1 protein-coding gene and 1 pseudogene are annotated in these 2,260 nt (G+C 68.1%); both read right to left on the bottom strand.

The genetic code is table 11. The features are described from left to right. A pseudogene (locus tag DBR23_RS30515) lies at window positions 1-457 on the bottom strand (hypothetical protein); the annotation flags it as partial. An 8-nt stretch (window positions 458-465) separates the two neighbouring features. Continuing rightward, entirely contained in the window at window positions 466-2,208 is a 1,743-nt protein-coding gene (locus DBR23_RS11050; RefSeq protein ID WP_108498272.1) for an FMN-binding glutamate synthase family protein, read from the bottom strand. Between the last annotated feature and the right edge of the window lie 52 nt (window positions 2,209-2,260).

The following is a 2,260-nucleotide window of genomic DNA, read 5'->3' as shown; positions in this document are numbered from 1 at the left end:
CCTGGGCCAGGGTGTCCAGCCCTTGCTGCCACAGCGCCAGCACAGCGGCCGTGTCGCCCGCCTGCACGGCGTGGTCGATCTCGTTGCCCAGCGAATGGGTTTCCTCACCCACGTTGCCCAGGTGGCGCATGGCAAAACCATTCGGCAACGCGGCCAGCACCACGGGTACGCGGATGCCGCGCGCGGCCAGGTCGCGCAGGCGTTGCACTTCGGTGGCGATGGCCGTGGGGCCGCCGGGGTTGGGCACGGGGCGCAGCGCATCCAGCCGCAGCAGGGCGGCCAGCACGGCCATGGCGCGGTAGCGGCCTGTGCCGTGGGGGGCTCCCGCGCGCTTGATCCAGATCTGTTGATCGCCCAGCACATGGGCCATCACGTCGTGCGGCTGGGTGGCCAGCTGCTGCTGCAAAAAGGCGGTGTAGTCCGGGGCGGTGGTGTGGGTGGGGGCGGATGCGTCCATCGTCAGATTCATACAGCAGCGTCCCCCGCCACCGCCGCTGCGGTGCCCACGGCTGCGGCGTGCACCAGCTCGACATGGTGGGGTATGGAGGGTTCCAGTGCAGGCTCGCTGGCCTGAAAACTGTGGGCATTGGCCAGCGGCCAGTACAGGCGGAACACGTTGTGCTGCGCATCGAGCGGGCCCAGCAGCGCGCCGGGCAACATGCGGGTGATGAGGTTCGACAACAAGCGCACCTCGGTGTCGGTGATGCGGCGCACGATGTGGTGGGCCGTGATGTCCTTGGGGTGGTGCAGCCCGGCGGCCTGCACCAGCTCCTGCAGCGCGTGCAGGGTGCTGCGGTGGAACTGCGCCACGCGCGTGGCCTTGTCGGGCACCACCAGGGCCTGCTGGCGCAGCGGGTCTTGCGTGGTCACTCCCGTGGGGCAGTGGCCGGTGTGGCAGCTTTGCGCCTGGATGCAGCCCAGCGCCATCATGAAGCCGCGCCCCGCGTTGCACCAGTCGGCACCCAGCGCCATCATGCGCGCGATGTCGAAAGCGCTGATGACCTTGCCCGCGCAGCCAATACGGACACGGTCGCGCAGGTTCACGCCCACCAGTGTGTTGTGCACCAAGAGCAGGCCCTCTTGCAGTGGCGCACCCACGTGGTCGCTGAACTCCACGGGCGCCGCGCCCGTGCCACCTTCGGCGCCATCGATCACGATGAAGTCGGGCGTGATGCCGGTGACCAGCATGGCCTTGACGATGGCGAACCACTCCCATGGGTGGCCCAGGCAGAACTTGAAGCCCGTGGGCTTGCCGCCAGAAAGCGTACGCAGCTTGGCGATGAACTGCATCATCTCGACCGGCGTGCGGAAGGCGCTGTGGCTGGCGGGCGAGATGCAGGCCTCGCCCTCCTTCACGCCGCGCGCAGCCGCGATCTCGGCGGTCACCTTGGCCCCCGGCAGCACGCCACCGTGGCCCGGCTTGGCGCCCTGGCTGAGTTTGAGCTCGATCATCTTGACCTGCGGGTCGGTGGCATTGGCCGCAAAACGCTCTTCGCTGAAGGTGCCATCGGGGTTGCGGCAGCCAAAGTAGCCCGAGCCGATCTCCCAGATCAGGTCACCGCCATGCACGCGATGGTGCTGGCTGATGCTGCCCTCGCCCGTGTCGTGCGCAAAGCCACCTTTCTTCGCGCCCTGGTTGAGCGCCAGAATGGCGTTGGCCGACAGCGCACCAAAGCTCATGGCCGAGATGTTGAACACGCTCGCGTGGTAGGGCTGGGTGCAGGGCGATACGGACGGCGACTGCGCATCGGGGCTGCCACCGATCCACACGCGGAAGTCGTGCGACGGCAGCTGCGTGGGCGCGAGCGAGTGGTTCACCCATTCATAGCCCTGTGCGCCCACGTCCAGGTGCGTGCCGAAGGGGCGGTTGTCCGGGTCGCCCTTGGCGCGCTGGTAGACCAGCGAGCGCTGCGCGCGCGAAAACGGCGCGGCCTCGCTGTCGCTTTCGATGAAATACTGGCGCACCTCGGGCCGCACATATTCGAGCATGAAGCGGATATGGCCAATGACCGGGTAGTTGCGCAGGATCGCGTGGCGCGACTGCTGCAAGTCGTACACGCCCAGGGCCACCAGCGCCGCAAACACCAGCACCACGGGCAGCCCCACGCCAAAGGCCACCAGCGCAAACAGCGACAGCAGCAGCCCGAACACGCACAGCGCAAAGGCCGTGTAGCGCACCGGGTAGAGGGAGTTGAGCTGGTGGATCATGGGGCGTCCTGGTTGGGGTCGGTGGCGCGAGTGGAGGGCGCAGGGGCTACAC

The sequence above is a fragment of the Acidovorax sp. HMWF018 genome (assembly GCF_003061035.1).
Lineage (GTDB): Bacteria > Pseudomonadota > Gammaproteobacteria > Burkholderiales > Burkholderiaceae_C > Acidovorax > Acidovorax delafieldii.
The sequence above is the reverse complement of the archived record's forward strand: the minus strand, read 5'-3'. Positions and strand labels throughout refer to the sequence as shown.